This window comes from Rhodoligotrophos defluvii (assembly GCF_005281615.1).
Lineage (GTDB): Bacteria > Pseudomonadota > Alphaproteobacteria > Rhizobiales > Im1 > Rhodoligotrophos > Rhodoligotrophos defluvii.
On sequence record NZ_SZZM01000001.1, the window covers coordinates 1,874,779 to 1,898,315 of the forward strand.

The window sequence follows — 23,537 nt, forward strand, 5'->3', positions numbered from 1 at the left end:
GCACCCTGCTCCGACGATGTCGTTGGGCATGTCGTACAAATTATGGTAAGCAGGTTGTTAACGAGGGTGACCGCGGCGAACATCGGGGCTACGGCCTGAGCGTGACCCGCGGCTGAGCAGAAGGCATGGGCGGCACTTCTGAGATGACGATCCAGTTTCGGCACATCACATGAAGCGAATGGGCCCCTTTCCGGGCCGTATCGGGCTTGCTGAGACACGCGGGGCACGTCGCCTGTCCGCGTGTGAGGCGCTATGCCCAAACGAGAGCATTTTCGAGCGAAATGGATACCGGTTCGCGTGAGAAAATGCGGCTAGGCAGGGACTTGGAGCGGCTTCGCGATTCGAAGAAAAGCGAAAACGCTCTAAGGCGAGTGCAGTGAAAGTCTACAGGATCGATGCGTCTGAGGCTGGTGGGTCGCGCCCAAGGAGACATTACACGATGCAGCTGTCCGATATCCTCTCCGCAGATGGAATCGTGCCGTCACTGAAGGTTGGCAGCAAGAAGCAGGCCTTGCAGGAGCTTGCGGCGATTGCCGCGCGGCAGACGGGCCTCGACGCGCGGGAGATATTCGAAACGCTTCTGCAGCGGGAGCGGCTGGGCTCGACCGGCCTCGGCCAGGGTATTGCCATTCCTCATGGCAAGCTGCCGGGCCTGACGAGGTTGCGCACCGTCTTTGCGCGCCTTGCCCAGCCCATCGATTTCGATTCGGTGGACGATCAGCCTGTCGACCTGATCTTCCTGCTGCTCGCGCCGGAGAGTGCTGGTGCCGATCACCTGAAGGCGCTTGCCCGCATCTCCCGCCTGCTGCGAGACCAGACCATTGTTGCGAAGCTGCGCGGCTCGGACAGCGCCGCCGCGCTCTATTCAATTCTCACCGAACCGGCAGCATCGGCCTCGCACGCCGCTTGAAGGTAAATTCGAACCGACCTCTGCGATAGAGCGGAACGGATTCCTCTAGCGGTCAGAACCGGGGCATGACGATGGAGTTTCAATCCAGCCACCTCCGTCATTGCCGGGCTTGACGCGGCAACCCAGGAGCGGCCCGGCCAGGGGGAACGTTCGCGCCGCGGGGGGACCCTGGATGCTTGGCTCGGCGCCTAGGCGCACCCGGGCGTGACGTAAGGTGTTGACTGATAAGCAAATCGTCATCACCGGGCTTGACCCGGTGATCCAGGGGCCGCAGGGGGCGTTGGTGCCGTGTTGCCTGCATGCCCCGGTGAGCCGGGGCATGACGATTGTGCGGGGACTTCAAGGGCTTGGCGCGGCAATCCAGGGGCTGCAAGGGGATGTTCGTGCCGTGGGGCCCCTGGATGCCCGGCTCGGCGCCTAGAGACTTAAAGCAGCAGTCATGCCCGCCGATCAGTTGACGCTCACGGTCTGCAGATCGTTCTCGAAGGCGTTCGCCAGGGCTGCCTCGCGGCTGCCGGCAATGGCCATGGGCGTTCCGTCCGCCGCGTACAGCGCAAACAGGCGCGCATTGGCAGGAAGATAGGGGATCGGTCCGATCAGCTCGGCCGCAACGGTACTGTCAATCTCGCGAACATAACCGATCTTGCCGTCGCCCAGCAGCGCGAATTCTGCCGCGCTCATCAGAGGCTTCCGCGCAATTTCCTGTTTGTTCATAGCGAACTCCTTTCCGGTCCATCACGATACGCAACTGCGCTATCGAAAAGGTTACTCCGCCCTCGTTGGAAAGCGGCGGTTCTGGGCTTGTACATCGTGCCTCGGGCGTGCTCCGGACTACCGGATCTCGATGGTCCGCACCGTCCTGTTCGGCGGCCGCCGGACCAAGTCGATCTCGAGCATGCCATGCTCCAGGGACGCACCCGTCACCTCCATGCCGTCGGCCAGGACGAAGGCCTTCAGAAACTGGCGCGCTGCGATCCCTCGATGCAGATAGGCCTTTGCGCGGTCGTCCTTCTGCTTTCCACGGACCAGCAGCTGGTTTTCTTCCACCTGCACCAGCAGCTCATCCCTGGAAAACCCCGCAACCGCGAGAGTGATCCGCAAATGGGAGGTGCCGTCCTCGGAACTGTCTAGACGCTCGATATTATAGGGAGGATAGCCGTCGCTGGCGGTCTTGCCCAAGCGATCGAGCAGCCGCTCCATGTCTTCGAAGCCCAGCAGAAAGGGACTCGAAAAGATCGACACTCTAGACATCCAGAAGCCCTTCAAAAGCAGCTCGTTCTCGCGCCCGCGAAAGCTCGCTGAGGCCGCAACCGTCGGCGACCCTTGAAGGCATCGCCGCCGGGTGTCGCTCATGCCCCGCACCTGCAATTGCTTGCATGTCCAAGATCATGCGCTGACATCCCCGAATATGGCGTGCACAAATAGGCCTTTCAAGTTGTAGCGATCGGGGGAAGCATCATGTCGACAGAACTGCAACTGCTGGCCTGGACCGTGGTCCTCGGCCTGGCTCAGCTTGTCCTGGCCACCATGGCGGCGCGCCGCCAGGACAGCCTGGAATGGGCCATGGGGCCCCGCGATACGCCGCAGCCGCCGCTGACCGGCATAGCCGGCCGGCTCGCGCGGGCCCAGGCGAATTTCATGGAGACTTTTCCGTTCTTTGCGGCAGCGGTGCTGATCGTCGCGGTCAGCGCCCGCTCCAACGCGCTGACCTATTGGGGCGCTCAGCTCTATTTCTGGGCGCGGCTCGTCTACCTGCCTGTCTACGCGGCGGGCATTCCTTATGTGCGTTCGGTGATCTGGGGCGTCTCGATCGCCGGCCTGGTGCTGATCCTCTACGCCGCGCTGGCAGGGTGAGGGGTCAGCCTGCCGAACCGCGCACCGGGGCGGCGCTCCCGCTTCGCCATTCCAAGGCGCAGATGAGAATGCCGCTCAGCACGATCAGGATCGCGCCGGCCACCACCGTGAGGCTCGGCACGTCGCCCCACACCAGATAGCCCAGCATGAACGCCCAGATCAGGCTGGAAAAGCCCAGCGGCGCGCTGGTCGACGCCGGCACCCGCCGGATCGCCTCGAAGATCAGGAACTGGCCCAGTCCGCTCACCAGGCCGGCGACGATGAACAGGGCGCCGGCGGAAAGGTCGGGGGTCACCCACGACCAGGGCATCGCGACGCCGCCGAGAATGATGAAGCCGAGATTGGCCACCGCCAGATTGACCGAGACGGGCTCCAGAACGCCCTTCATTCTCACGACGATGACGGCCAGGGCCCATAACACGGCCGCCGCCAGCCCCATCAGCACCGGTGCGAGGCCGACATGGATGTCCGGCCGGCAAGCAATGACCACCCCGAGGAAACCAAGCCCTATGGCCAGCCATTTGCGGGTGGAGACCGCTTCCCCGAGCAGCGGCACCGCCAGCACGGCCACCAGAATGGGCGAGGCGAAATAGATGGTGGTCAGCTCGCCAAGCCCCAGGAAGCGCGCGGCCGAATAGTAGAACGACCAGGCGCCGATCAGCAGCAGGGCACGCAGCACCAGGAAACCGCGCATCGGCGAACGAAGGCTGCGCGCAACCAGCCCAGGCCCCTGCCAGGCCAGCAGCAGCACCATGATCACCGCGCTGCGGAAGAACATGATCTGCCAGATCGAGTAGTCCGCCACCAGCCACTTCACCAGGGCATCGTGCATGGGAAACATCAGATAGGCGGCAAGCGCGGTCAGCACCCCCCGAAGGCCGGCCTTGGACTGCATGATCCGCTCGCCCCCTTGACCCGGTCGCCCGTCTGGACAAATGCAACGGGGACGGCTGCGGCCCCGAGCAACGTGAGCCTGCCTCACGAAGAACAGCTTTCCTTCATAGGCTGTTGCCGGATCATTGTCCTCTGACGACAATGCGTCATAACGCCTGCGCAGCCTAGAATGGCGGAATTCTGCGGTTTTAGGTGATTTAGTCTTGTTGACATTTGTAGACAAATACTGACAACGAGTGAGGTTTACACGCCAACTCTCGAACCTACGTGACGCTCTTGAACTGGATATGTTCTGGGCTCGCGTGCCCGTAAGTGACGTCGATCGTTTCGGATCGATCGCCGAGCAATTTCGCCACCATGAAGAGCGATTCGCCTTGGTGCAATAGATTGGTTGCGCGGCTGTGCCGCAGGATGTGGGGGTTCGATCTGCCGTGCAGACCCAGGGCCTCGCAAGCGCGCTTGAAGGGGCCGTACACATTGCAGGGCTGCTCGAACAGATAATCGCCCGGGGTGTCCTTCATCCGCCGGTCGATGATATCGGCGATCTCCGGGAAGATCGGAACGACCGGCTTACGCTTGTTCGTCTTCTTACGGCCGTAGGGCTGCAAATTGATTCGGCCGAGCACCCGATCGATCTGGCTCTTCTTGAGCTGCGAGACGCTCTCCTTCCGGGCGCCGGTGTAGTAGGCGATCATGATCCAATCGTGGAGCCAGCCCGAGGTGGACAGGAGCAGCATCTGGACCTCGTCCTCGGTGAGGAAAGGGCGCTCGGCGGTGTCGACTTCTGGGAGCTCGATCTTTGGGATCTCGAGCTGGGTGATCCGCTTCCACTCACAGGCGTGCCGGGCCGCGGATATGAGCGTGGTGAGCTCGTACCGGACCGTCGAGAGCTTCGTCACTTTGCGAGGGATCAGCCGGCCGCTTCCGGACGTCTCGCCGTTCAGTCGGGCTTGCACGTAGCGCCGGGATAGGAGGATATCGACTTGAGCAAGAGGCGTGGTCTTGAAGAATTCCTTGAGGTGCCGGATCGCAACTTCCCTCCGCTCGGAGGCGACGCACTTCACCCGGACGTGCTCCTTCAGGTAGTCGTCCAGGGCCTCCGAGACGGTCAGCCCAGAAGGAGATCCCGTAACAGGTTCGCCGACGAGGAACTCCGCGTATTTGCGCCGCGCTTCCGCCGCGTCTTTCGTCCCGAGGGTCTTGCGCTCCGTGCGCTGGGCCTTCTCGTCGTACCAGAAGACGTAGTAGGTGTCGCCTCGCTTGTTGACCCACGGAAGGTCGCTCGTTGCCTCCGGCATGTGAACTCCCCCACCTGTTTGACCGAGAATCGTGCGTGACCGCCCAGCGTGTAGAACGCCGGCTCGAGCAGTCGCATATGGATGTATCGTTGGATCGTTCGGCGGCTTAAGCCGCACTTTTTGGCGAACTCGCCTATTGTGAGATAGTGGCTAGTTGTGCGGGCGGCGTCGTCCTGCCGAGGTTTTCGCTGAACCGTCATCCGCCCGCTCGTCCTTCTCAAGCTCTTCCGTGATGATGTGTATGACCTTCAACGCGGCCGAGAGGCTCACCTCTTGGCGGATGTTGAGCGTCGCCTTGCCGCCGCCCTTGTCGACGAACTCCAGCCTGGGCTCGACGCCCAGCATGCTTTGAACCTCTCCCGGCACCTCGAGATAGCCCGGGTACAGCTGATCGATGTCCTGGTTGAGCACCTTCGCGATCCCGGCCATCATGTTATGGCTCGGGCGGTGCTTGCCCAGGAAGTAGCCGTTCACCGAACGCCGATCGATCTCGCGCCCCATCTGGAGGGACAGCCGCCGGGCAAACTCCGCCTGGGTCCATCCCTTCGCCGCAACCTTCTCGGTGAGCCGGTGTGCGAAGGCCCGGAGCGCACGGTTCTCTTGCAGTTGGCGGCTTTCGCTAGCGCGCTCATTCGGGGTAGCGGGCGGGCCGCTGGCAGGCTCCTTCTGGGTCGCGATATCCGATTTCTTCGACATCAACATTGTCCTCCGTCGTCCGGAGCGTCAAGCTCCAATTCGCGACAAAATAGGACATTTGTCGGGTTTGTCAACATCACCGTGTGTGATGTTTACGAAAAGTCGCTTTTTATACAGTTGCTTAAAGGTTCCGAATCCGGCAAGCGGGTGTCGAAAATGTCGCACCTGACGCGCCTGCCAGCGTCGCGCTCAATCGACATGAGCGTGCCAAATCAGGTCCGGAAACTCGACCAAAAGCGCGAATCGAAGGGAGTTATACACGAATTTGTGAGGAAACTGTGTCAAAATGAAACTCTAGGTGCGGGCGCAAACTGTATGCCGGAAAACTTCGCCCTTGTCTCGGTGGTGTGTGATCGCGACCATGGAGCGGCCCGATGCGTATCCGGAAGCCCGGTGCCAGGCGTCCTTCGCGGACAGACTCTGAAAGGTTTCCCAGACCACGCCGTGCTTCTCCCCGCCGCCTTTGCTCTTGTGGTGGACGTGCCCGAAATAGGCGTAGCGGTAGACGCTCTCGCCCCAGTCCTTCGGCATGAACGAGGCCATCACTCCGGGCATCTCATCCGGCTTGACCATGTCGCCGTGGGTCGCGCCGATGAACACTTTGCCGAAGCGCCACCAGAAAAACTTTGACGGGTCGCGATCGACGTGAACGCGTTCGTTGTTGTGGAAGAACGCCGCGAGCGCGACCGAGAGGGTGAGCGCGGTGTGCGGGTCGTGGTTCCCTGGCAGGCACCGCACGATCACCTTCGCGTGCTTCTGGAGCGCGAGTTCGATGCATTCGATCATGAGCTCGACGCCGACCTGGAGCACCTTAGCGTAGCGGGTGTCGACGTCCAGCGCGTTGCCACTCCGGGCCGTCCGGTTCTCGTTCGTGTCGCTGTGGAAGAAGTCGCCCAGGTTCAAGACGAGCGCGGTCTCTGATGCCGGGGTATGGGCCACAAGATCGGACATCGCGTTCTTGAGCGCGCGCTCGCCGATCTCCAGGTCGTAATCCTCGCCAGCCTCCTCGGCCCAGGCGTAGAGGCCCAGGTGGTGGTCGGCGATGTTGTAGACGGTTGCGAGGTCGGCGTTCACGTGCTGGGGCGCCGGCGGCAGCGCGGCGTGGCCGCGGTAGCGCTCGAACGCCCCCTCGATCGCCTCGAGGAACTGCTGCGCGCTCTGGTCGGTGCTCGTCTTGACCCATTGCATCAGAACGTCGCCGTTGGGCCCGTAGAGCGTCGATAGCCCCTTGATCTTCTGGCCGATCGGCACCGGCTCCGGCACGGAGCCGTCGAGGCCGCGCTGCGCCGCACGCAGCAGGCGGTTGTTCATCGCGTTCCAGGAGATCCCCAGGGCCTCCGCAGCGGCGCGCAGGGTAGGGTGCTGATTACGAACCTGGACGGCTTCGATCAGCAGCTCATCAGGCAGCGGGGGTGTGCTCATTTTTTCCTAGATGTGATCGTGCCGACCATCTTTTCGAGGCTTCTGCCGGCGATGTAGCCCCCCAGGCAAAGCGCCACGAGATCGACGATATCTTTGAGGAGCGGATCTCCAACCCTGACCGGCGGCATGCCCAGCCAGTCGACCGCTACCGGGGTGATCACGCCATAGAAGAGAGGGACGAAGGCGAGTGAGCAGCCCACCATTGGCCGCCAGTTCCGTTGCAGCCAGCTCTCGCCCTTCGCCTCGGCGATGATCACATCGCCTTGTGTCTTGGCGACCTCAGCGAAGGTCGAGAGCAGCGCCTTGCGGATCTCTGCGTCGAGCTCGGCCTCGGTGATCTTCCGGTCTTGAAACTTCAGGATGACGTCCTTGACCGGCTGGATAAGCTGGCCGAGCAGGTCCCCTGTCAGCCAGCCCAGGATCGTGCTAATGCCGATCATCAATCAGCCTCCGAATTTCGCTTTGATTTCACGGCGGAAGTAGATGGCCAGGACGAGCGCTACGATCGCCGTGATCCCGAACGCCCCTAGCGCGTAGGGGTTGTTGATGGCACCGAAGAGTCCCGCCCCGAACGAGGCCAGCGCCCCAGCGATGGCGCTCCACAGCGTCTTGTCCTTCGCGAGATTCTGGCCGTCCGGCTTGGCTTGATCGGGCTTCACGTCTGGCGGCAGAATCTTGGATTCAGCAGCCTCGAGCGCGTCGAGAAAATTCTTGTGGTAGCCGGCGATCAACTTCGCCTTGTCGGTGCCGTTGACGATGCGCCGGGCGCCCACTGGATCGTCCTTAGCGTGGCTGAAGTACTCGATCAGCTTCTTGCCTGTGAACAGCCCCTGCGCCATGCCCTCGAACATGATCCGGACGGAGATTTCCGGTTTGAGCGCCGCATCGGGGTTGGCGATCAGATCGGCGCCAACCACGCGCGAGAGTTTGCGGTAATTGGCGCGGCCTGTGATCTGGATGAGCCCGCGCCCGCGGAAGCGGTAGCCGTCCCCTTGGACAGTATTGCCGAGGTTTTGACCGATCGTGGTGCCGGGCTCATACTTGTTGAAGTATGCGCGCTGGCCGCGCTCATAGATCGGCTGCATCGTGCCGGCCGTTTCGTGAAACGCCTGGGCTAACATGTTGGCCAGCCAACGAACATCTTGGGCTTTCGGCCAATCTTCCCAGTGGTCCAGGATCGTGTTGAGGCCGTCAACCTGCTGCTGTGTCAGCCGGCCGCCGAAGGGCGCTCGCCGAGCGTAGGCGAAGAAAGCTTCTCGATTGATCGACATCTTACCTCGCTAGGAGAGCGCAAACGGTGGAGCCCGGGACAATGACGCCGAACCCCGGCTGTGGCCGGAACATGCCAACCACAATCCCAATGACATGCTGCGCACTGTCGAAGACCGGGCCGCCGCTGGAGCCCGGGGCGATGCTCAGATCCATGAGCACGCCCTCTTTCCACGGGCCAATGGTCCGCACAGGCGCCGAAACTCGGCCCCAGGTCGAAATGAAATCCTGGCCCAGTGGGCTGCCCTTGGCCGTGAACGATTCACCAACGGCGGGCGTGCGGCAGCTTAGATCGGAGGCCGCGACGCTCTCGGGCGCTTCGACCCGGACGAGCGCGACGTCGTAAACTTCGCTTTGCCAGAGGACCTCGCCGTCGAGGATGCGCCCGTCATCTGTGGCCACCTTTAGCTTCCCGTCAGGGGCCAGCTTCGTGACATGGGCCGCGGTCAGGATGCGGCCGCTTCCGATATGCACCCCGGAGCCGTTGCCTGTCGGCAGGACAATCTTGACAGTGGAGCCCGCGAGGCCGCCTTTGGCGGGCGTAGCGACGAAGGAGCCGAGTCCAAGGAGCACGACAAGGACCACGACAAATGCGACACCCTGGGCAAGCGTAAGCCGTTCCGTCCTCATCTGACCTACTCCTCTGAGGTCTCTCGCGCCCCGGCGCCAACCGCCAGGAGCCTATTGAGTTTGGCGTTCCAGCTCGGCTTCTCCATCTCGGCCACCGGCCGCGTGAGGAGGTGCTGGAACAGCTCGGGGTCGAACCACATCCGGTTGACGAGCTTGCCGATCTTCGATTCTAAAGTTAGATCTCGCGTAGCCGGCAGCAGGTTCATCATCGTCTTAATTCGCTTCATGATCATGCCGGTTTTGATCGCGTCGTTCGTGTAAAACAGAATGGCCGCCTCAAAGCTGTTGGCGATTTGCCGGTTCTCTTCAGTGGGCGAACCCGCCACAGCCGTGCGGCGCAGGTTGCCGAGCGGCTCGAGCATCTTGTGGGCCCGGCGCAGCGCGTTCATCTCGGCCGGGCTGTAAACCTCGGCCAGCGCCTTCTCGTGCTGCTTGAACACCTTCTGCAGCTTGGCGATCGAGACCGGGCCGTCCGGGGCCCCGCCGGTGAGCGCCGTGTTCGTGCCAGTCACCTTGTCGGCCAGAACCTCGGACACCGCCGCCTTCCAGGCGCGCTTGGCGTCCGGGTCGCTTCCGAGGACCTTGTTGATCTCCTCGAGCTGCTTCTCGGTGCCGTAGGTATCGCCGCCGAAGATCCGCTTGGCCACGTTCCGCGGGTCGTCCTCGAGCAGCCTGGCGACGGTCGCGCTGTCACTGAAGATGTCGAGCGGCTCGCTGCCGGAGCGGAACTTGTCGAGGTAGTCCCTGAACTCCGGCGCGCCGGCGCTGATCGCTTCGTCAAGCGCCTTGCGGACCTCGATCAGCTCCTTCTGGGCAAAGCGGCCGGTGGGGTTCTCGCCCCGGCCTTCGATCACATCGTTGATCGCCTTGCGGGCCTCATAGAGCCCGGCCACGGTGTTGTCGAGCTCATCCGACCCAACCTTGTTGAGCATCCGGCGCGCTTCAGTCAGCGCGGCGCGAACCGGCGGCCGTTTGGCCGTGGCCAGCTTCTGCTCGATGAGCTGCGCGATCGGCGCTGCGTCGACGACAGCGCCGCGGGCCTCCGCCTGCTGGAGAAGCGGCAGCGCGGCGGCGTCCCGCTCACTGGCGATTTGCTTGGGCCGATCCTGGGCGAACCGGGTGGCGGCGCTTTGATCGGCGGCCGGGTCTTTGAGACCCACAACATTGGCTTGAGCGGCGTTGGCCAGCCGTTCATCCGCTTCTTGGAATCGAACGGAATCTTTGTGCCGGGCGCCACGGCCAAGCGCTATCAATCCTATGTCATCGCTGCCGATGTCGGCCGAAGGTACCGGCTCGCCGTAGGCCCGCGCGTCGTTGAGGCGCTGGCCGAAACGCTGCGCGGCGGCTTCTGGGTCTGTGGCTCGGCCCTGCACGAAGCTCGCAGCGTGATCAGCGACGCGACGGGAAACGGTGGGGTCCTCGATGCTCTGGCGCGGGACGGAGGTGTCGGTCGTGAACCCACGAGCGGCCTCCGCACCACGGCGCATCGTCCCCGGCACATCGGCCAAGGTCGATCCGCCGATGCCGCCCAGCACGGCCGCACCAACAGTGCCCAGCGGGCCGAAGGTATCGTCGAGGTCGGAACCCTCGTAAGCGCCGACGGCCGCGCCGGAGCCAAGCCCGGCGGCGGTGTCGCCGATCACCGGCCGGCTCGCGCCGCCGGCGTAGGGCGCGGCGTAGCGTTCGATCATCTGGCCAATTGCCGTCTCAGCCGGCCGGAGCCCGGAGGCCGCGCGCCTGGCGAGCCCGCCGGCCCCACCAAGGGCGCCAGTTCCGAAGCGGGACGCCTCGTAAAGGATGCGCTCGCCGAGGCCCAGCTGCTCAGGGTCGATCAAGTCGGCGCCCAATGCTTCCACGCCGCTGCCGACGGTGTTCGCGATCCAGTCGGAGCCGCCGACCGGCTCGGTGATCTGCGGGATGTCGGCCCCGAAGAGGTTCGCCCCGCTAATGCCGGCATTCATGGCGCCGGTCATGAGGTCGACCGGGAGCCCGATCAGGTCAGCCACGCCGCGGCCGACGGCCTGGGCCCCGAGCTGAAGCGGCGCGGGTTCGGGGGCGGTGGGCGTCGCCCAGCGGACTTCGGCGACGTCAGCGGCGGCCGGCGGGGCCGACTGCTGCAGGACAAACCCGGGAGGCGGTGGCGGCACAGCGCCGGCCGCGCCCGTCCCTTCGAGGACGAAGCCAGGCGGAGGCGGCGGGATTACTGAGCCGGGACCCATTGCGTACCGTCAAATTCGAGGACTTCACCCGTCTGTGGGTTCACGGCCCTGGGCCGCGCTGCTGGAGCGGCGGCTGGCGGGGGCGGTGCGCCCGCTCCAGCTGGACCGCGGCCGAGGTATTGGTCGGTGACGCGCTGATTGAGGCCCAGGATGTCCATGGCCGCGTCGAGCTTCGCGCCGAGGCTCGCCGGATTCGCGAAGATGTCACCCGGGTTACCGAGAGCCGCCTGGAAGCGCTGAATGTCCCGGTCCGTAACCGAACGGCCTTCCTGCCCGGCGAGCGCCTCGGCGCCCGAGAACACGAGCATCTGGTACGCGGTCTGGATCTTCGGAAGGTTCGGGTCGAACGTGAACAAGTTGCGGATCGTCTGCGGCGAGACACCTTGCGCGGACGCTTGCCGGGCCATCGCGCCGACGGCCTCCTGAGCGCCGTTGTAGCCCATGCCGGCCGCGAGGTTGTCCGCGAGCTGGCCCACATCCTGGGCCATTCCTTTGAGCCGGCCCGTAATGCCGACGTTCTGGGCCCCACCCTCGTTCAGCAGGTTCTTGGTGTACTCAACCAGCCCCTTGAACTTCTGGTTGGAGATGTCCTGTTTTTGCAGCGCGCTTCGGACAGGGCGCTCTAGCCCCGGAACGCCGCCCATCTCGATGGTGGTGCCGTCCGGTGCCGTAACGCTCATGCCCTTGCCGCGCTTGGCGGCCTGGGACAGCGCGAACTCGCTCGCCTGCTCCGCCGGCATTCCGACGTTCGTAGCCAGGTCATAGTACTGCTGATAGGTGGCGGACGGGTCGTTCACGTCCGCGCCAAGCACTTCCTGCTGGGCCGGGCTAAGCGCGTCCAGGTTGTCGAAATTCTGGCCCAGCAAGGTGCCCCGCTGCTCCGCTTCGGAGAGGATCGGCGCCACGCCTCCGGCGAACGCGCCGGCCCGGGGTACGAATGCGGGCTGACCGCCGACGAGCGCCTCGACAGGGGTGTTGTTGAACTGGTAGCGGTCCTCGGCCAGCCGCATGCCGAGCATGTTGCGCTGGTTGGCCATATATTCGCCGAACCCCATAGGCGACTGGCCGTAGGGCTTACCAGCACCTACCCAGGCATTCGTCACTCGGGGGTCCTTAGCTCCGAACTGATGTGCAAACTTGGTCATGACCGCCGCTGCGAGATCGGTCTGGTCTATGCCCGCGCCAAAACCCGCAGCGATTAACGAGTTAACATCGGTGTTTGGAGCCGCCAGCATCCGCATGGCGTTCTCGGTCTCGACATTCTCCCGTTGCATGCCGTACAGCTTCTCCCGCTTCAGCGCAGGCGTCAGCGTATCGCCCCACGTGGACTGCGCGATATCCGCGATGACCTGCCCGAGAGAAGGTCCTGACTGCGATGGCCCGATGACGCGCGGCACCGATCACCCCTGGAGAATGTTGCCTGACCCACCGTCCGCCGGCGGCTGCTGCGTGTCGGTCGGCGCCAACCGGCCGCCTGGCCGGGAAAGCGCAGCCTGGAGGCGCTCGATGATACGCCCCTGCGCGTCGGCAAGCCGTGGGTCGCTGGTGATGCCGCTGAGAATGCTCCCCAGGATTCCCGGGAACATGCCGCCAGCGCCGCCCTCTCCACCAGGCATCTGAGGAAAGAGGCTGCCGTTGCCGATAATCGGCATGCCCGGCAGCTTTTCCGACATCCTGGCCATATTCAGGCGATCAAACGGCCGGATCGCTGGCCGCTGAACGCGCTGGGCACCGTCGGCAGGGGGAGTAGTCGGGGGTAGGTTCTGGTCCATGTCTAATACCCCTTAGGGATGATGTTCATCGGTCCGCTCGGAGCCGGACTGTTGTAGCCGCCCATGGGGAGCCCGCCTTTAGCACCGGCGAACGTTGCCGCAGCGTTGCCCATCCCGGAGAAGATCTGGCCCCAGATCGACGGCGGTTTGGTCGCCTCCAGGGCGGCATACTGCTGGAGGGCCGGCAGCATCGCGGCGTTGCTCTGCGCGAAGTTGCCGATCTGGCCGATGTTCCGCGCGGCGCCCGTGATGCCCAGCTGATTGTCGAGCATGAGGTCGTTGTAGCCGCTGAGCGCGCCAAGCGCGTTGGCGTTGGCCGAGGAATTAGCGACGGCCCGGCTCGTCTGGTCGGCGAACGCCTGCTTCACGATCTCCGGCACATCGCCCATGAGCGCGATGTTGGCCGGCCCCGACAGGTCGCGGGTGATCGCGCTCTGCAGGTTCGCGGTACGCTCACCCTGGGCCTCCCCGAGATTCTGGCCAACCTGGGCCGGATCGAAGTTCCCGAGCTGCTCGTCGAACTCCAGGCGCGCCTCCTCGGAGAGCCGCCGGTTCTTGTCGAGCATCGCGAACAGCTGCTCGTTCATGGCGCGCGCCTGGGCGGCCTGGTTGGCCTGCGCCTCGTTGTGCTGGATAAGGCCGCCCGCGCCGCCCATCCCCAGCCCTACCAGCGCCAGGATTTCAAGCCCGGTGCACATCAGCGGCCCCCGAAGAAGTGGGGCGGGAACATAGGCCCGATCTGCGGCGGCTGAAGGGGCGCCCCGGGGCGCCGCAGCGGCATCGGCCCAGGCTGGCCAAGCATCGGCTGCTGGAATGGGGCGCGCGGCGCGCCGGCCGGATGCTTCTTCCAGCCACCCTCCGGCGGCGTTTCCGGCACCTGGGCGAGAATGTCAAAGACCTCTTGGCACATCAGCTGACCACCCTGCCTGATCCTGACCCGTACACGGGGCCGGTCCCGCCGTAAGACGACCGGTAAGCGGCGCCCGGCGAGTTCTGCGCGGCTTGCATGTAGCCGGTGAACGGTTGCAACACGCTCGCGAAAACCTGACCCAGGGGCGTGAAGGCGGTGGGCGCCTTGATCGCAGTCGCTTCGGCGAGAGCCCGGGCGTTGATGGCCGCTGGGTCCGCAGAGCTCTGGTTCAAGGCATAGAGGTTGCTCTTCGAGTCCTCGATCTGACCGCGGAGCTGGTTGGCCGCGTCCTGCGCCTGGTTTGCGATCTGGGTTTTCTGCTTGTTGTACTCTTCGAGGAGATCGCCAGTCTTGGTTGCGCCGTAGGAGGACGTCATCATGCCCCGGCCGGCGAGAGCCGCCATCAGCTGGTCCTGCGCGCTCGTGAACTGGCTGTCGAGCTCCGGGAAATAGTACCCCGTGTAGGTGTTCAGGTAGTTGTTGAAGAAACTGTCGTCAAAGCCGCCGAACGCTTGGTCGATGAGGGCCTGGCCCTCCTTGATCTTCTGCTGACGTTCGATCTCGGCCTGTTCCGCGGCCTTACGGGCCTTTTTGGCCTCCTTCGACGCCTTATCGCTGCCGCCCATACACATTGCTCAGGCTCTACTTGAGAACGTGTTGTCCCGGCGCAGCGAGACCGGACGTGCGACTGCTGCAGGCACAATACCAAATCAATGGGGCTCTGTCACACGACATTTTTGACTGTTCTGATAGACGAATAGAGACGGATTGGACACGCCGGGCATAGGTGAGAAGCCCAGGGCCTTGAACCAGCGGGCCACATCTTTATGGCGCGAAAGCGTGCGAGATTCGAAGATCACGCCGGGCCAGTCGCGCGTGATATTGGCAAGGTGCTGGCGAGCCACGAAAACGCCGCGCGGGCCGAGGTCGAAATAACGCTTCGTCGCGAGAAACGTCGTACTGCGGACGGTGGAGATCCGGGTGCGGCTGTGGTTGAAGATGTAGAGCGGCCCGCGCCCGTCGAACGCTGCCTCGGCGTGATCGAGGCCATTCTTGCGCAGCAGCGCCAGCATTTTCCAACCCGAGATACCGATCTCCTCCATCTCCTGCGCGGTGATCTCGGAGCAGTTATTCAGGACGGCCGCCACGTCGGCCAAGGTGGCCTTCTTGTACCGGATCATCCTGCCTCCGTGGGGTCGTAGTGGATGGCGTTCCGCGAGAGCCGCGCGTACCCGGCTGCCCGACAGACAAAGCGCAGCGCGAACAAAGGGGTATCACCGATCAAAGCAATCCGCTGCTTGACAAAGGTCGAGCCGCCAACCCGGCCGGCGTTGATGATCTTGGTCTCGTCGGCGGGGTCGACGAGGATATCCATGCTCCAGACGTTGGTACAGGACAGGTCGATGCCGTTGAGCGCCTTGTGAGTGGCCGGCGACCTGGCGTCCAGGAAGGCGGTTTCAGCAGTGACGATCTGCTCGTCATCCTCCGGGTACTCGTTGCCGCTCTCACCGCCATAGAGGTAGATCGTGTCGCCCGAACGCGCGTAGACCCGGTTCTTGACACGGACAAGATCCGAGATGACGAAACCCGGCTCGATGACGCTCCAAGCTGTGATCTTCGCGCCGGGAAAGTTGGAGAGGACGATCACGTAAGGGCCGAGGGCCAGCCAGTAGCGGCCGTCCACCGGCTCCATGATCGCGATGGCCCGGGACACCTGCTGCTCGCCGATCTCGGCCCGAATCCCCTGGATGTAGGGATCGATCACCGAGCCGATATCGCTGACATAAGCCGCGTTCGAGCTGTCGCGGGCCCGGAGCGAACGGATGCCTGTCGAGTCCAGGTAGAAGACGTCGTTGTTGCCATAAGCCAGCAGCGACTGCGGCGCGATCGTGCCTGTGTTGTCGAGCGATTGAACGAACGCGAACTGCGAGACAGCTTGGCTGAGCGTGTAGATGCGGACGTGATCGGCCGAGAAGATGGCGACCTTGTCGTTGTACTGGACGAGGCCGACCAGCCGGCCGGAGCCCTCGCTCTCATTGGCCATGTTGACGAAGCCGCCGTCGGTTTCCGGTGTGCTCCCATCGTCCTGCCAATCAGTCGGGTCTTCGAGCTTCGAATAATGCAGATTGCTGACGGCGACGGAATACATGCGCTGCTTGTAGGTGAAGGCATAGGAGCCCATGCCCGCGGCGCTGCCGCTGGCCGCGTACACCGTCCCGTTGATCGTGATCCGGTAGATGTCGGCCGCGTTGAACGAGCCAGTCAAGGTAGCGGTGTAGACCTGCGCCACCGGCGCGACCGCATCGACGCCGCCGGAGAAGTTGGTCGTGGCCGCGACGACGTCACCGGTGACCGCGATCCCCACGACATAGCCGTTCGGCGCGGACCCGGTGCCGACCTCGGCCGCGATCGTAACGGTGTCACCCGCAGCTGTCGCGGTGTAGCCGTGGGTCAGCGTTCCGTTGTTGATCTCGATCGCAAGCGCGAGCGCGGCGGCTTGGTGATCGTCAAGCATGTCGACCGGCTGGCTGAGCAGCTCGACGCCCTCGACCGTGACCGAAGAGATCGTGTTAATGCCAGGGTTGCGGGACCCGGCCACGATCTCGACGCTGCCTGTCGAAAGCACCTCCTCGACCTCGGGGACGTTCGCCTGAATCTGGGTGAGGGTGATACCTTGGCTGGTATCCCCGCCGCCTTGGACCGTCGACGCGCTGATGGTGTAGGACGTCCCGGGCGTGACGGCCGTTATCGTGATCATCGAACCGGCCGCGGTCGCGCTCACAGCGGCGTCCCGGTCGATCAGCGTAGCGAGGAAGTCGGCCAGCACTTCCCGGGTGGCGTTCGTAGACGCGAGCGTCTGCCAGGCGGCGACATTGCTGCCGTCGAAGAAGTGGTAAATGTTGCCATCGCTGAACTCCGCGATGACGTAGAACTTGCCGTCGAAGGTCGCAACATCGAGCACCCGGGTCATGCTCGGCGAGCCGGACGGAGCCTGGAGGCGCTGGTAGAGGACGCCCAAGGGCATCGACGCGGCCAGGTTGGCCGACCCGAATGCATAGAGCTGGCCGCGCACCTGGGCGAGGCCATGTGTCCCGGCCGGCAGAGTGTAGCGCTCCACGAACTTCTTGACGCGCTCGATGTCACCCCCGCGGGTGATGTGGGCGTTGCGGAGGAGCCAGAGCGTGCCCGGGACACCCACTTCGCGTGGGCGCCGCCGGTCCATCCCGTATTTGAAGTCGAGGATGTCCAGGTACGGCATCAGCGCACCCGGACGATGGCGCGCCCTGAGACATAGCGAGCGACGGGGCCCAGGCCCAGGCGGCGCTTCTCGCTGCCCCCTTGCGACCGGCCCTTCAACCGGTTGAGCCGTTCGCGCGCCTTGGCCAGCTTGGTCTCGGCGTCGGCGCCCTTCTGGCCCTGCAAGAGCTCGTGCGCCGAGAACAGCACCACGAGATTGTCATCGAGTAAGCACACATCCTCATCGTTGACGAGCCGCGGGGCGTTCACGAAGCCCTTGAACTGGATCGTCTGGTCGTTGCTGTAGGGCACCGGCCAGATCTCGACCTGGGTCTTCGTCCCGGTCCACCGGGCGTCCCATTTGAGGGCTGGCTCCGATCGGTAATCGAGCTGGCTGTCGAAGCCGTTGTAATCAGCGAAATCAATGCCGCGGATCAGCGGGTGCGAGAGCCCGCTGTACCAGACGACGACCTCCTCGACACGATCGAGGTTGAGACCGTCGGGGAGATCGTAGAAGCGCTCACCTGCCTGCAGAGGGATCTTGTCGAAGACCATGCGCAGGTGAGGCCAGTCGTACTCAAGATAGAGATCGAGATAGTTGCGGTTGAGCGTCTGCTTCAGGTTGTCGACGTCGGCGACACCAACAGACACATCTGTGGACCTGCGAAGCTCAGCCCGCAGCTGCTGGACCAACTCGAGGAATTGGGTCCCGACAGGCATTCTATCACTGATCCAGGAGCTCGACGGAAGCCTCGGCCGGTTCGGTCCTGCGGACGCGCTTTTGCGGCACCTCGGTCACCACATCCGGGTGCTCGATACCCTCGAGCTGCTTCGGCAGGGGCAGCGTGTCGGGGCCGAAGAGCCGCGAGACGATGTCGATCCGGTCACCTGTAAGGCTGCCTTCCGGAGCGAAGCTATAGGTCTGGCGCAGGTGATCGCGCTCTTCCCGGTCTGTGCGGTCGATCTTGCCGTCTGGAACGATGTCAACAACGGAGTCCTCGCCGCCATGGATGTACTTGAGGACCATCACCTCCGCTGCGGAGATGCTGTACTTGCGGACTTCATTGTAGAGATCGTTGTGGAGGCGGACCTTGCATGAATATGTCTGCATGTTCTTACCCTTGCAGGTGGTTGGGAGCGGGCGGGGAAATCCCCCCGCCCACCAGATCAGTGTCAGCCGGCGTACTGCACGACGCCGCGGTAGCTCGGGTCAGGGATGAAGGCGAGCAGCGAGAAGGCCCGAGAGCCGTTGGCCGCCGAGTTTGGATCGAAGGTGCCGCGCACATCGCCCGTGGTCGCCGTAGCAGCGGCCGTCGCGCCAGCCACCACGGTGCCCGCCGTCGGCACGCCGCCATCTTCGAGCTCGCGGAGCACGAAGCCGACTTCCGGCAGGAACACCGGCAGCCCGAAGACGTCACCGGTGCCGACCGTTGCGCCGGTCACGTCCGCGCTGACCCTCACCGAAGTGACCGTCTTGAACGCCTTCTTGCCGGTCATCGAGGTGCCGGAAGCGGACGATTCGACGAGCGTCTCGCCGTACTCGTCCGTGCCCGTCACGGTCATGACGGCCGTGTTGGTCCAAGCAGCGACCACGTTCCGGGGCACATCGAAGGTAGCCACACCACCGGCCGCCAGGGCGCCGTTGATGTCGCCGCTGCCGGCCGCAGTGATCGCCTGGGAGGCGCACACCCCGTCAGCATCGGCCGTGGCCGGCGCACCGAGGTCGATACGAAGCAGCGTGCCGAACAGGATGTTATGCGCACCGCCGGTATACGTGCTGATGTCCCCTTCACCGAGGACATCGACCTGGAGCTGGACTGCCGAGCTCGCCGGAAGGGTGGTCACGCCCTTGTAGGTCACAGTGATATTGGAAGCCCCGAACGCCACCGTGAAGTCCTGCGGAGCGTAGAGCATGCGCTGCAGGCCGCCGGCCCACAGCTGGTGCCCGTAGCCGCCGCGGAACGTCCCGGAGTTGGTTCCCTGGGGGTACCCCAGCGTGAACGTCCCGTTGGTCGCGACGTTCGCGGAGAGCGTCCCATCGATACGATAGATGCTAGGCATGGGTCGGTTCTCCTTAAGCGATCGAGATCACGAGATGGCTGTTGCGCTTGTCGCACACGAGGCCGCCGACCCAGGTCTTGGCGCGGTAGAACACGTACTTGTTCTCCGGCCGCGCGGGGAAATGCGACTTCATGTTTTCGCCGTCGATGTGCATCGGGTAGATGTTGCGAAGGTCGAGCAGATAGGCGTACTTAGCCTTGCCCATGTCATCGAGGGTCGGGTCGTACTCGAACCGCAGGCCCTTGAACGACGGATCGGCCGCAGACACATCGATCGTGCCGCCTTCCTTTGCCCAGCCGGTCTGGGTGTAGAAACCCTTGGCGCGCATCTCAGCCTCGAGCTGGTCAAGGAAGTCGGAGCCGGCCAGCGCCAGATTGGGCTTGCCGCCATACCGACGAAGCTGACGCCATTCCTTCGACAGCTGCTTGACGAGCACCTGAGCCGAGGGGTCCGAGCCTACGTTCAGACCGATCTGCGCCCGGTTGCGCCACCAGGTGTTGGACGCCTGGTCGATGCCACCGACCACAGTGGCCGAGGCCGGGTTCTCCAGAACGAAGGACTGGATGCCCGGAACCAGCTTGGCGTTCTGCGTGCCGTCGCGCCAGAACATGTCGTTCATGCCGCGGGCCATGCCCTCCGCCATGTCCTCGAGCTTGTCGTCGAGGATGTTGGCCAGCTGGATGACTTCTGCATCGCTGTGCGTGGTTGCGTTCCGGCCGGTGTTCGTATCAACGATGCTGATCCCGTTGTGCAGGAGCTCGTGCATCGTGAACGAAATGCCGGCGTGGATCAGCTTCCACGGATAGCTCGCCACGCGGATGTTGGCCGGGTTCTGGTACTCGACCTGGTCGTCGTACTCGAAACCCTGAATGGTCGTGGTGTACTCGCCTTTCACCCGGCGAGTGATCCTCTCCTTGCCACCCGGGAAGGGCTTAGACTTGGCCATCATGGCCCGGAGGAGGGGCTTTTCCTGGATGGCCTGGGAGAGGATGTTCCCTTTCTTAAAGTGGAAGTCGAGCGTGGCGTTCGCCATGCTCTCGAATTCAGCGGTCGTGAACGGCATCTTCGCGGTGTCCTACAGGACAACCCGCTCAACGAATCCCTGCGAGCGTATTATTCAACACGTCCAGTGTGTTCTTCGGCTCGGGCGTTGAACGGGGCGAGGAACCAACACCCGTCACCGGCCTCATTTCGCGCTTAGGCGCCGCAAACGGTTTGAGCCGCTCTCGAACCCGTTTGTCCACTTCCTCGCAGAGGGCATAGACGTCCTGGGCCGTGGGGGGCACACCGCGTTGGCGGAGTTCCGCGCCGATGAGTTCGACGACGAGGTCCTTCCTCAAACTCCAGTCGGGGTCGCTCTGCGCCTTGGTTTGAGCCCAGCTATCGCCTGCGCTGACCACTTCCGCCGTAAGCCGCTCGAGCTGCTGCCGCTCGGCTTGGGCTTGCGCCATCTGCTGGTGCCTCTGAAGCTGGTATTGACTGAGCCTGGCCGTGGCTTCGGTTTGCACCAGCTGCCGCGCGTCCTGCTCACTCAAATGACCCAGCCGCACCCGCTCTTGGTATTGGGGCGGCAGAACCGCGCCAACAGCCTGCGCAAGCTTCTGGAAGATCGGAAGAACCTTCTGGTAGGCCCCGGCCGCGTCACCCTTCTTGATCATCGCTGCGATGCCGAGGGTGTTCTCAACGTCCTCCGCCGACAAATCATTGCTTTGGAGGTAGTTGACAAAGCGATCGAAGTTCTCTGCCTTCGGTTTAACCTCCGAGAGTTGCCCCTCGAGGGCCTTCTTCGTCTCGACCAGACGGTGGAATCGGTTTCGGCTTCGCTGCGAGAGTGTCCGCTTTTCCTCTTCGGTCAGCGTGTCCTCAGACTCGCCTTCCTTGGGATCGGCTCCGCCCTCTTGAGCTTTGGCCTCGGGTTGATCTTCCCCAGTTTCCGAGGCCGGCGATGCCTCCTTGCCACCGAGGGCCTCCTGAACGAGGTCGAGGGTGGTCTTTTCGCCTGCTGGTTCCGCACTGGACGAAGTTGCGGCGGATTCGGTTACGTCCTGATCGACCGGCGTGCCGGTATCTTCAAAGTCCGTAGACGACACGGATTACGTCTCCTGATTGCGGCCTTCGTGTCTATACACGTCGCGACGCAATTTCATGACACTTTGCGACATATAAGACATCAAAGTCAAGCCATTTGTGGTTGCGGCGCCGGGAACGCAGGTTGCGGCTGAGGCTCATCCATTTGGGTTGACGGCGTATTCTGCCCGCCCCGGCCGCCCTGCTGGTTTGGATCACGTTGCGGATCGCCACCGGCCTGGGCGCTCCGACCCGCCATCTGGTTCATGGCAACGATGGACGGCAGCCCTTCCGTGATCGCATCCTCGACGTCAATATCGAGCAAGGTCAGATACTTGCGCGCGATCGGCGTCGGTGTCACGCCCGGCAGCATGGTCAGGAACGGCATCCCGCGCTCCATGTTCGCGAGCTCGACCGCCTGGTTCGGCCGACCGGAAGACCCGGCCTTGATCTCAAGCAGCAGATCCTTCGCGACCTCTTCGCGGGAAAGCGGCGTAGTCGGCCACACGGCGCCCGGGCCCGCGATCTCGATCACCGTCTCACGATCGAGCTCCTGCAGCATGACATGGCCCAGGGCCTTGGCCAGATCGGTCAGGAAATCGTCAAGGTCATCGACATTGTCGGACATGGACGCCAGACGGCTGTTCTCGGCGATCGACGACGCCGTGGCCGTGGAATCCCCCGGTTCGCCCAGATTGGCCTCCTGGGCGCCCACAGTGCGCAGCATGTCGACGAACAGGCTCTCCACCTCGTAGAGGTTCGGGTCGATCGGCGCGGTGGGCCCGGCCTGGAGCACCTTGTCGATCGTTTCGCCTTGGGCGAGCGCGTTGACCTCGATGATCTCGTGCGCCGCGTGCCCGGCAAGCCGCTTCTTGTCTTCCTCTTCGAGCTTGCCGTGTGACGCCACGTAGTAGGGCCGCGCTGCGAGCCGGTGTTCGCGCAGCCCTTCCCGCGAGCGGTTGTACTCGGCCTGCACGTGCCGCGCCTGCCACACATCCGACGGCGGGTAGATCTCCTTCTCGTTCTCGCACTCGTTGAACACGAGCGGGAACACCGTGAAAAAACGCTCCAGCTTGATATCAGGAGCAGCCGGCTCCTTCAAAAAGTCGGGGTAGCCCTCGCAGACGGTGAACACCTGCCCGCGCTTCTTGTCCTGCACCTCATAGACCCGAGCGCAGTTTGGCTTTGTCTCTTGCTGCTCCACAAACTCGAACGCCATCTGCGACCCAGACGGATCGTCAGAGTACTTCGTGTAGCTCTTGCGAACGTCGACCTTGTAGACCTCCTTGATCTCTTCGGGGGTCATCTCGAACTCGTGCGCGATCCACTGCGCACCCGCCAGCGTCTTCAGGTGCCGGCAACGCTTGTCGACAATGATTTCCTCGGACCGCGGGAAATCAAACACGGGGCCTTCCCGCGTGATGACCTGCCCCTCGGACTCCAGCGTCTTCAGAAGCAAGCGCAGCTCCTCCAAACGAGCCGATTCCGAGTCGAACTCGCCGGAATTCGCTTCGTTCATCAGACACTGTATGGTCGTGATCTGAGACGTGACATCACTGATCTGAGCAGCGATCTCTGGCCGCGGCTCCAGGAGGCGCTGGTAGGCCATTTTGATATAGCCCACGCCATTGACCTTCGTCCGTCGCACCAGCGCCTTGAGCTGTTTCTTGAAGTCGAACGCCTGCTCGCTGGTGTAATAATCCCAGAGCAGCTCAAGCGTCTTCGACAGCTTGTCGAGCATACGCTTGTACTGAACGACGGCTTCTACCTCCTGCACGACCATGGCCGACTGGATGTCGCCCATGGCAGCGTTCTGCAGCGCCAGGATCAGCGTTTCGGCCCGGCCGTCCCAGATCTGGAACATAAGCCGCCGCTTGCGCTTCACGACCGCGGTCGGGTTCTTAGCGTAGAGGTTCGCGACCACCTGGTTGATGTGCCGGTTGAGGATCGGCACGGTGTAGCGCTCCTCATCCGCACACCATTTTTCATCGGCGCCGAAGGTCGCCAACTGCTGGCACTTCTTCATGCGCTTGAACGCCGCCTCGTGATGCTTCCGCGAGTCGTTGATGTCTTTCAACCACCGCTTGACCAGCTTGGCCCGGCCGGGGGCGACAGCGACGTCCGTTTCCAGGCCGACGGGCTGGCTGCTATCCTCGCCCGAGGTCGTGCTCGGATCGTCGGAATAATCGTACTCGTCCATCACTTCAGCCCTTTGCGGTCCTTGGCGTCCTGCCACATCTTCCGGACTTCAGCCTCGCTAATGCCCCTCCCAGGATGCAAAGCTTCCGAGAGCCAAGA

26 protein-coding genes and 1 pseudogene are annotated in these 23,537 nt (G+C 63.6%); 3 read left to right on the plus strand and 24 right to left on the minus strand.

Features of this window, described 5'->3' with window-relative positions; all coding sequences use genetic code 11:
• Positions 1 to 439 precede the first annotated feature (439 nt).
• Positions 440 to 910, plus strand: a complete 471-nt coding sequence (ptsN, locus tag E4P09_RS08960) for a PTS IIA-like nitrogen regulatory protein PtsN (RefSeq protein ID WP_137389129.1) — start codon at positions 440 to 442, stop codon at positions 908 to 910.
• Positions 911 to 1,127: 217 nt separating this feature from the next.
• On the plus strand, positions 1,128 to 1,331 hold the full coding sequence (locus tag E4P09_RS08965) for a hypothetical protein (RefSeq protein WP_137389130.1): 204 nt from the start codon (positions 1,128 to 1,130) through the stop codon (positions 1,329 to 1,331).
• Between the two features lie 29 nt (positions 1,332 to 1,360).
• On the opposite strand, the gene E4P09_RS08970 is transcribed toward E4P09_RS08965, so the two are convergent.
• On the minus strand, positions 1,361 to 1,591 hold the full coding sequence (locus E4P09_RS08970) for a BQ00720 family protein (RefSeq protein WP_137389131.1): 231 nt from the start codon (positions 1,589 to 1,591) through the stop codon (positions 1,361 to 1,363).
• A gap of 150 nt (positions 1,592 to 1,741) precedes the next feature.
• Positions 1,742 to 2,161 (minus strand): Hsp20 family protein, encoded by a 420-nt coding sequence (locus E4P09_RS08975; RefSeq protein WP_137389319.1) that lies wholly within the window; start codon positions 2,159 to 2,161, stop codon positions 1,742 to 1,744.
• A 207-nt stretch (positions 2,162 to 2,368) separates the two neighbouring features.
• Between E4P09_RS08975 and E4P09_RS08980 the strand changes: the two genes are divergently transcribed.
• Positions 2,369 to 2,764 (plus strand): MAPEG family protein, encoded by a 396-nt coding sequence (locus E4P09_RS08980; protein WP_137389132.1) that lies wholly within the window; start codon positions 2,369 to 2,371, stop codon positions 2,762 to 2,764.
• Between the two features lie 4 nt (positions 2,765 to 2,768).
• On the opposite strand, the gene E4P09_RS08985 is transcribed toward E4P09_RS08980, so the two are convergent.
• The 22 genes and pseudogenes from E4P09_RS08985 to E4P09_RS09090 form a co-directional block, all read right to left on the minus strand.
• Positions 2,769 to 3,659, minus strand: a complete 891-nt coding sequence (locus E4P09_RS08985) for a DMT family transporter (RefSeq protein ID WP_137389133.1) — start codon at positions 3,657 to 3,659, stop codon at positions 2,769 to 2,771.
• Positions 3,660 to 3,921: 262 nt separating this feature from the next.
• Positions 3,922 to 4,956 (minus strand): tyrosine-type recombinase/integrase, encoded by a 1,035-nt coding sequence (locus E4P09_RS26195; protein ID WP_137389134.1) that lies wholly within the window; start codon positions 4,954 to 4,956, stop codon positions 3,922 to 3,924.
• 14 nt (positions 4,957 to 4,970) lie between these two features.
• Positions 4,971 to 5,156, minus strand: a pseudogene (locus E4P09_RS26865) (MerR family transcriptional regulator); the annotation flags it as partial.
• Positions 5,107 to 5,652 carry a helix-turn-helix transcriptional regulator gene (locus tag E4P09_RS09000; RefSeq protein WP_137389136.1) on the minus strand — a complete coding sequence of 182 codons (546 nt, stop codon included), beginning with the start codon at positions 5,650 to 5,652 and terminating at the stop codon, positions 5,107 to 5,109. The pseudogene E4P09_RS26865 and the gene E4P09_RS09000, both read right to left, overlap by 50 nt.
• A gap of 294 nt (positions 5,653 to 5,946) precedes the next feature.
• Positions 5,947 to 7,074 carry a metallophosphoesterase family protein gene (locus E4P09_RS09005; RefSeq protein ID WP_137389137.1) on the minus strand — a complete coding sequence of 376 codons (1,128 nt, stop codon included), beginning with the start codon at positions 7,072 to 7,074 and terminating at the stop codon, positions 5,947 to 5,949.
• On the minus strand, positions 7,071 to 7,514 hold the full coding sequence (locus E4P09_RS09010; RefSeq protein WP_137389138.1) for a 3TM-type holin: 444 nt from the start codon (positions 7,512 to 7,514) through the stop codon (positions 7,071 to 7,073). Before E4P09_RS09010 ends, E4P09_RS09005 begins: the two co-directional genes overlap by 4 nt.
• Before the next feature lie 3 nt (positions 7,515 to 7,517).
• A complete protein-coding gene (locus tag E4P09_RS09015) occupies positions 7,518 to 8,345 on the minus strand; it encodes a glycoside hydrolase family 19 protein (protein ID WP_239025072.1) in 828 nt (275 codons plus the stop codon).
• Position 8,346: 1 nt separating this feature from the next.
• Complete coding sequence (locus E4P09_RS09020; RefSeq protein ID WP_137389139.1) at positions 8,347 to 8,973, minus strand: S1C family serine protease; 627 nt, start codon at positions 8,971 to 8,973, stop codon at positions 8,347 to 8,349.
• Positions 8,974 to 8,978: 5 nt separating this feature from the next.
• On the minus strand, positions 8,979 to 11,120 hold the full coding sequence (locus E4P09_RS09025) for a hypothetical protein (RefSeq protein WP_137389140.1): 2,142 nt from the start codon (positions 11,118 to 11,120) through the stop codon (positions 8,979 to 8,981).
• A 53-nt stretch (positions 11,121 to 11,173) separates the two neighbouring features.
• Complete coding sequence (locus tag E4P09_RS09030) at positions 11,174 to 12,589, minus strand: hypothetical protein (protein WP_137389141.1); 1,416 nt, start codon at positions 12,587 to 12,589, stop codon at positions 11,174 to 11,176.
• A gap of 3 nt (positions 12,590 to 12,592) precedes the next feature.
• Positions 12,593 to 12,865, minus strand: coding sequence for a hypothetical protein (locus E4P09_RS09035; RefSeq protein ID WP_137389142.1), 273 nt, complete (start codon positions 12,863 to 12,865; stop codon positions 12,593 to 12,595).
• Between the two features lie 101 nt (positions 12,866 to 12,966).
• The gene (locus tag E4P09_RS09040; protein WP_137389143.1) at positions 12,967 to 13,662 is read right to left on the minus strand and encodes a hypothetical protein; all 696 of its coding nucleotides are present in this window, start codon (positions 13,660 to 13,662) and stop codon (positions 12,967 to 12,969) included.
• Positions 13,662 to 13,874 carry a hypothetical protein gene (locus tag E4P09_RS09045; RefSeq protein ID WP_137389144.1) on the minus strand — a complete coding sequence of 71 codons (213 nt, stop codon included), beginning with the start codon at positions 13,872 to 13,874 and terminating at the stop codon, positions 13,662 to 13,664. The genes E4P09_RS09040 and E4P09_RS09045 overlap by 1 nt, the downstream gene beginning before the upstream one ends.
• Entirely contained in the window at positions 13,874 to 14,500 is a 627-nt protein-coding gene (locus tag E4P09_RS09050; protein WP_137389145.1) for a hypothetical protein, read from the minus strand. Before E4P09_RS09050 ends, E4P09_RS09045 begins: the two co-directional genes overlap by 1 nt.
• An 84-nt stretch (positions 14,501 to 14,584) precedes the next feature.
• Positions 14,585 to 15,055, minus strand: coding sequence for a hypothetical protein (locus tag E4P09_RS09055; RefSeq protein WP_137389146.1), 471 nt, complete (start codon positions 15,053 to 15,055; stop codon positions 14,585 to 14,587).
• On the minus strand, positions 15,052 to 17,133 hold the full coding sequence (locus E4P09_RS09060) for a hypothetical protein (protein ID WP_137389147.1): 2,082 nt from the start codon (positions 17,131 to 17,133) through the stop codon (positions 15,052 to 15,054). The genes E4P09_RS09055 and E4P09_RS09060 overlap by 4 nt, the downstream gene beginning before the upstream one ends.
• Complete coding sequence (locus E4P09_RS09065; RefSeq protein ID WP_487392612.1) at positions 17,133 to 17,831, minus strand: phage adaptor protein; 699 nt, start codon at positions 17,829 to 17,831, stop codon at positions 17,133 to 17,135. The genes E4P09_RS09060 and E4P09_RS09065 overlap by 1 nt, the downstream gene beginning before the upstream one ends.
• Before the next feature lie 4 nt (positions 17,832 to 17,835).
• The gene (locus E4P09_RS09070; protein ID WP_137389149.1) at positions 17,836 to 18,222 is read right to left on the minus strand and encodes a hypothetical protein; all 387 of its coding nucleotides are present in this window, start codon (positions 18,220 to 18,222) and stop codon (positions 17,836 to 17,838) included.
• Positions 18,223 to 18,284: 62 nt separating this feature from the next.
• A complete protein-coding gene (locus E4P09_RS09075) occupies positions 18,285 to 19,172 on the minus strand; it encodes a hypothetical protein (RefSeq protein WP_137389150.1) in 888 nt (295 codons plus the stop codon).
• A 13-nt stretch (positions 19,173 to 19,185) separates the two neighbouring features.
• Positions 19,186 to 20,235 carry a phage major capsid protein gene (locus E4P09_RS09080; RefSeq protein WP_137389151.1) on the minus strand — a complete coding sequence of 350 codons (1,050 nt, stop codon included), beginning with the start codon at positions 20,233 to 20,235 and terminating at the stop codon, positions 19,186 to 19,188.
• Positions 20,236 to 20,263: 28 nt separating this feature from the next.
• Positions 20,264 to 21,262, minus strand: coding sequence for a hypothetical protein (locus tag E4P09_RS09085; protein ID WP_137389152.1), 999 nt, complete (start codon positions 21,260 to 21,262; stop codon positions 20,264 to 20,266).
• Between the two features lie 86 nt (positions 21,263 to 21,348).
• Positions 21,349 to 23,439: a hypothetical protein gene (locus E4P09_RS09090; RefSeq protein WP_137389153.1), complete on the minus strand. Its 2,091-nt coding sequence runs from the start codon at positions 23,437 to 23,439 to the stop codon at positions 21,349 to 21,351.
• Positions 23,440 to 23,537: the final 98 nt, after the last annotated feature.